We start from the raw sequence: 4523 nt of genomic DNA, 5'->3' as shown, positions 1-4523 counted from the left end.
GCGGGCGGCCCGCCGATCGGCCCGGTGGGGCCGGCGGGGTCGGCGGGGTCGGCGGGGTCGGCGGGCGGTTCCGTGGCGTCGTCCGGCGGCTCGGTGGGGCCGAGTTCGTAGAGGAAGCGGCTGGGCTGCTCCTCGTGGTCGTCGCCGCCGACCGACGCGGAGGCGACCGCGCTGACCAGCAACCGGCGGCGGGCCCGGGTGACCGCGACGTGGAAGAGCCGGCGCTCCTCGTCCAGCAGGGCCGAGGTCTGGCCGACCAGGCCGGCCAGCCGGCCGGCGCCGTCGGCCCGGCCGGCGAGCACGTCGACCAGGCGTTCCGAGCCGAGCAGGCTGCCCCGCAGGCGCAGGTCGGGCCAGACCCCCTCCTGCACACCGGCGACGGCGACTAGGTCCCACTCCTGGCCCTTCGCGGCGTGCGCGGTGAGCAGCCGGACCGCGTCGCCCCGGTCGGCGCTGGCGGCCAGGGTGTCCGCCGGCAGATCCTGATTCAGGACGTGGTCGAGGAAGACCTCGGCCCGCGCACCGGGCAGCCGGTCGACGAACCGGGCCGCCGCGTCGAAGAGGACCAGGACGGCGTCCAGGTCCCGGTCGGCCGCCTCGGCCCGCCAGCGCTGCGCGGTCTCGTGTTCACCGGTCGCCGCCCAGCCGCGCACGATCGCGCCGGCCCACCGGTCGGCCAGGCCGCTGGCGTCCCAGACGGCCCAGAGCACGTCCTCGGCGGTGGCGGCGGGCCGCTCGGCGGCCTCCCGGGCGACGGCCAGCAGGCCGGCCACCGCCTGCGCGGGCTCGGCCCAGCGCCGGTCGATCTCACCCAGCTCCTCCGGGTCGCGCAGCACGTCGACGATCAGCTCCCCGGAGGGCCGACGGTCGCCCCGGGCCAGCGCGAGGGCCCGCAACCCCTGCCGCAGCCGCCGCTCCGCCAGCGGGTCCGCGCCACCGAGGGGTGAGTGCAGCAACGCCACCGCCGCCTCCTCGTCCAGCCGCGCCGGCTCCAACGCGCAGCGCAGCAGGAGCAGCAGCGGCGCGACGGCCGGTTGCAGATGCAGGGGCAGATCCTCGCCGTGCACCACCGCCGGCACCCCGGCCGCGTGCAGCGCCCGTTGCAGCGACGGCAACTGCCGCGCGGTGGAGCGCACCAGCACCGCCATCTCCGACCAGGGCACCCCGTCGAGCAGGTGCGCCGTACGCAGGGCGTGGGCCAGCCAGGCGGCCTCGCTGGTCGCGGAGCGGAAGGTGTGCACCGCCACGGTGCCGGGTGCGGCGTCCGGTACCGGGGTCAGCCGCCGGTGCGCCGCCGGGCCGCGCAACCGCCGGGCCAGTCGGGCGGCGGCGGCCAGCAGCCGGGCCCCCGACCGGTACGAGGTGGTGAGCAGAACCCGGGCCGCCGGTGCTCCGGAGGCGGTCCGGAACCGGTGCGGGAAGGCCGTCACCACCTGCGGGTCCGCCCCCCGGAAGGCGTACGTGGACGAGTCCGGGTCACCGAAGACGACCAGCGGCTTGCCGCCCCCGGCGATCACCTCCAGCAGGTCCACCTGGGCCGGGTCGGTGTCGGCCAGCTCGTCGACGTACACGTACGCCAGGCGGCGGCGCTCGGCGGCCAGCACCTCGGGGTCGTCGAGCAGCAGCCCCCGGGCGGCCCGTACCAGCTCGGCCGGGTCGTACGCGACCGAGCCCCGGTTGCTCACGTCGCGCAGGGCGAGCACCGAGACGTACTCCCGGAGGAAGCGCGCGGCAGCCGGCCAGTCGGTACGGCCCATCCGCTCGCCGAGCCGGGCCAGCTCGGCGGGGCCGACCCCGCGCTCCGCCGCCCGCATCAGCAGGTCGCGCAACTGGGCCGCGAACGCCCGGGTCCGCAGCGCCGGCCGCAGGTCCTCCGGCCACCCGACCGGGTCCTCGTCGGGCACCCCGCCGTCGCCGTGACCCGACCCGCCCGTTCCGTCGGCTCTGCCCGTTCCGTCGGCTCCGCCCGGTGTGCGCGTGCCCGGCCCGCCCGGTGCGCCCGCCCCGGTACCGTCGACCGGCCCGCCGGCCGGGCGGGTCCCGCCGGGGCCCGGCGCCACGCCCACCGCGTCCAGCAGTTCCCGGATGATCAGATCCTGTTCGGGCCCGGTGAGCAGCCGGGGCGACGGCTCACCCCGTTCGGCCGCGGCCCGCCGCAGCAGCCCGAACGCGTACGCGGGAAAGGTCCGCACCAGCGGCTCCCGGAGCACCCGGTGCCCGTCCCGAGCGACCCGGGCCTCGATCCGCCGCCGCAGGTCGGTGGCGCCCCGCCGGCTGAAGGTGAGCACCAGGATCCGTTCCGGGTCCACCCCCTCGGCGACCCGGGCGGCGACCGCCTCGATCAGGGTGCTGGTCTTGCCCGTGCCCGGCCCGCCGAGCACCAGCATCGGCCCGTCGGTGTGCCCGACCACCTCCGCCTGGACCGGATCGTCCCGTCGCACCGGCTCCCCGGCGACCCCGGCCGCCGTCCCGGCGGAACCCTCCCGACCCCCATCGGAGCCGACCGCCGCAGCCCCCGGCCCGACCGCCGCAGCCCCCGGCCCGGCCGCCGCAGTTCCCGGCCCGGGGGACGCCACTCCCGGCCCGACCGCCGCAGCCCCCGGCCCGGCGGCCACCGTCCGCCCCCGCCGCACCAGCCGATACGCCTGCATCCCGTCATCCCACCATCCCCCACCGACACCCCGCCCCACCCCCACCCACTCCCCCTCGCCCCGTCCTCGGTCAGAGGGTGTTAAGAAGGGGCCCCTCCTCTACCGGAAGCGTTAACAGGGGGCCCTTCCTTACCCCAGGTGGGGGGTGAGGAGGTCGAGGGCGGCGGCGGGGGTGGGGGCGACGGTGAGGAGGTCGAGGCCGGCCGGTTTGAGGAAGTTCTGGTCGGTGCAGGCGGCCAGCCAGTCGAGCAGCGGACGGTAGAAGCCGTCGGTGTCCACCAGCACCATCGGCTTGGTGTGCATGGCCAGCGTGGCGGTGGTCCAGACCTCGAACAGCTCGTCCAGGGTGCCGAGCCCGCCGGGCAGGGTCAGGAAGGCGTCCGACCGCTCGATCATGAGGGTCTTGCGGCTGGCCATCGAGTCGGTGACCAGCAGCTCGTCCGAGGCCAGGTCGGCGACCTCCAGGTCGACCAGGGACTGCGGGATCACCCCGACCGTGGTGCCGCCGGCCGCCCGCGCGCCCTCGGCGAGGGCACCCATCATGCCGACGCGGCCACCGCCGCTGACCAGGGTGTGTCCCCGGCGGGCGAGCTCCGCGCCGGTCTCGGCCGCGAGGTCCAGCCAGCGCTGGTCGAGGGTACGGGAGGAGGCGCAGAAGACGCAGATCGCCGCCATCCTCACCCCTCCCGCGACTCGTCGGCGGCGGCCCGCTGGTCGGCGGCGGTGCGGGCGACGCTCTCCTCGCGGACGGCCTCCTGCTCGGCGGAGAGGGCGGCCTCGGCGGCCACGATGTGCCGTACCGCGGCGTCGACGTCGTCGGTGAGGCAGATCAGCTCCAGGTCGACCGGCCCGATCTTGCCGTCGGCCGCCATGGTGTCGCGCAGCCAGTCGAGCAGGCCACGCCAGTACTCGGTGCCCATCAGGACCACCGGGAAGCGGGTGACCTTCCCGGTCTGGACCAGGGTGAGCGCCTCGAACAGCTCGTCCATGGTGCCGAAGCCGCCGGGCAGCACCACGAACGCCTGGGCGTACTTGACGAACATGGTCTTGCGGGCGAAGAAGTAGCGGAAGTCGATGGCCAGGTCGACCCAGTCGTTGATGCCCTGCTCGAAGGGGAGTTCGATGCCGAGGCCGACGGAGAGCCCGCCCGCCTCGCTGGCCCCCCGGTTGGCCGCCTCCATCACGCCCGGTCCACCCCCGGTGATGACCGCGTACCCGGCACGGGCCAGGGCCGCGCCGACCGACTCGGCGAGTTGGCACTCGGGGCTGTCCGGTTTGCTGCGGGCGGAGCCGAAGACGCTGACCGCGGGCGGCAGGTCGGCGAGGGTGTCGAAGCCCTCGACGAACTCGGAGAGGATGCGCAGCGCCCGCCAGGCGTCCCGGGTCTTCCAGTCGCCGCGCCCGCGCGAGTCCAGCAGTCGCTGGTCGGCGGTGCTGGTCGGAATGGCGCCGCGCCGCAGGGTGACGGCGCCCCGGTGCCGTTCCCGCCCCGGAGCCCGGCCGGTGGCGCGCCCGTCGTCGTGACTCATGGGAGCAACCGTAATGGAGCGGCACCTTTCGGGTGTGTCGCCCGGCCGACCAGCAAAGAAATCGTGATCTTGGGCAACTAATTCGGTCGCCCGTACGTCTTACTATTCACATACCGGGTATGCCCCGGCGCACGCTTCGGGGGAGGAGCAGAGCGTGATCAGCAACAGCGAGATGATCCGGATCAGGCGACAGATGCAGCGACGGATCCGCGACGTGGTGGCCGAGCGCCGCCGCACCCGCCTCGTGGAGGCCAGCACCGACCACACCGGCGACCCGACCGACAGCCCCACCGGGCCGGCCACCCTGACCCGCACGCCCTGACCGACCACGGTGACGCCCGCC

Annotated in this window: 4 protein-coding genes; 1 reads left to right on the top strand and 3 read right to left on the bottom strand. The window is 75.8% G+C overall.

Translation table 11 applies throughout. From position 1 onward, the window contains the following. The 3 genes from AWW66_RS31395 to AWW66_RS31385 all read right to left on the bottom strand — a co-directional run. A partial coding sequence (locus tag AWW66_RS31395; RefSeq protein WP_425413316.1) for an ATP-dependent helicase occupies positions 1-2651 on the bottom strand: 2651 nt, incomplete at its 3' end. Between the two features lie 129 nt (positions 2652-2780). Next, positions 2781-3326, bottom strand: a complete 546-nt coding sequence (locus AWW66_RS31390) for an LOG family protein (protein ID WP_067374254.1) — start codon at positions 3324-3326, stop codon at positions 2781-2783. Between the two features lie 2 nt (positions 3327-3328). Next, entirely contained in the window at positions 3329-4180 is an 852-nt protein-coding gene (locus tag AWW66_RS31385; protein WP_067374252.1) for an LOG family protein, read from the bottom strand. A 154-nt stretch (positions 4181-4334) separates the two neighbouring features. Here AWW66_RS31385 and AWW66_RS34705 point away from each other — a divergent pair, with 154 nt between their 5' ends. Then, on the top strand, positions 4335-4502 hold the full coding sequence (locus tag AWW66_RS34705; protein WP_169807205.1) for a hypothetical protein: 168 nt from the start codon (positions 4335-4337) through the stop codon (positions 4500-4502). Positions 4503-4523: the final 21 nt, after the last annotated feature.

This window comes from Micromonospora rosaria (assembly GCF_001567585.1).
GTDB lineage: Bacteria > Actinomycetota > Actinomycetes > Mycobacteriales > Micromonosporaceae > Micromonospora > Micromonospora rosaria.
Note: the sequence above shows the minus strand (reverse complement) of the source record. Positions and strands in the feature narration are given on the sequence as shown.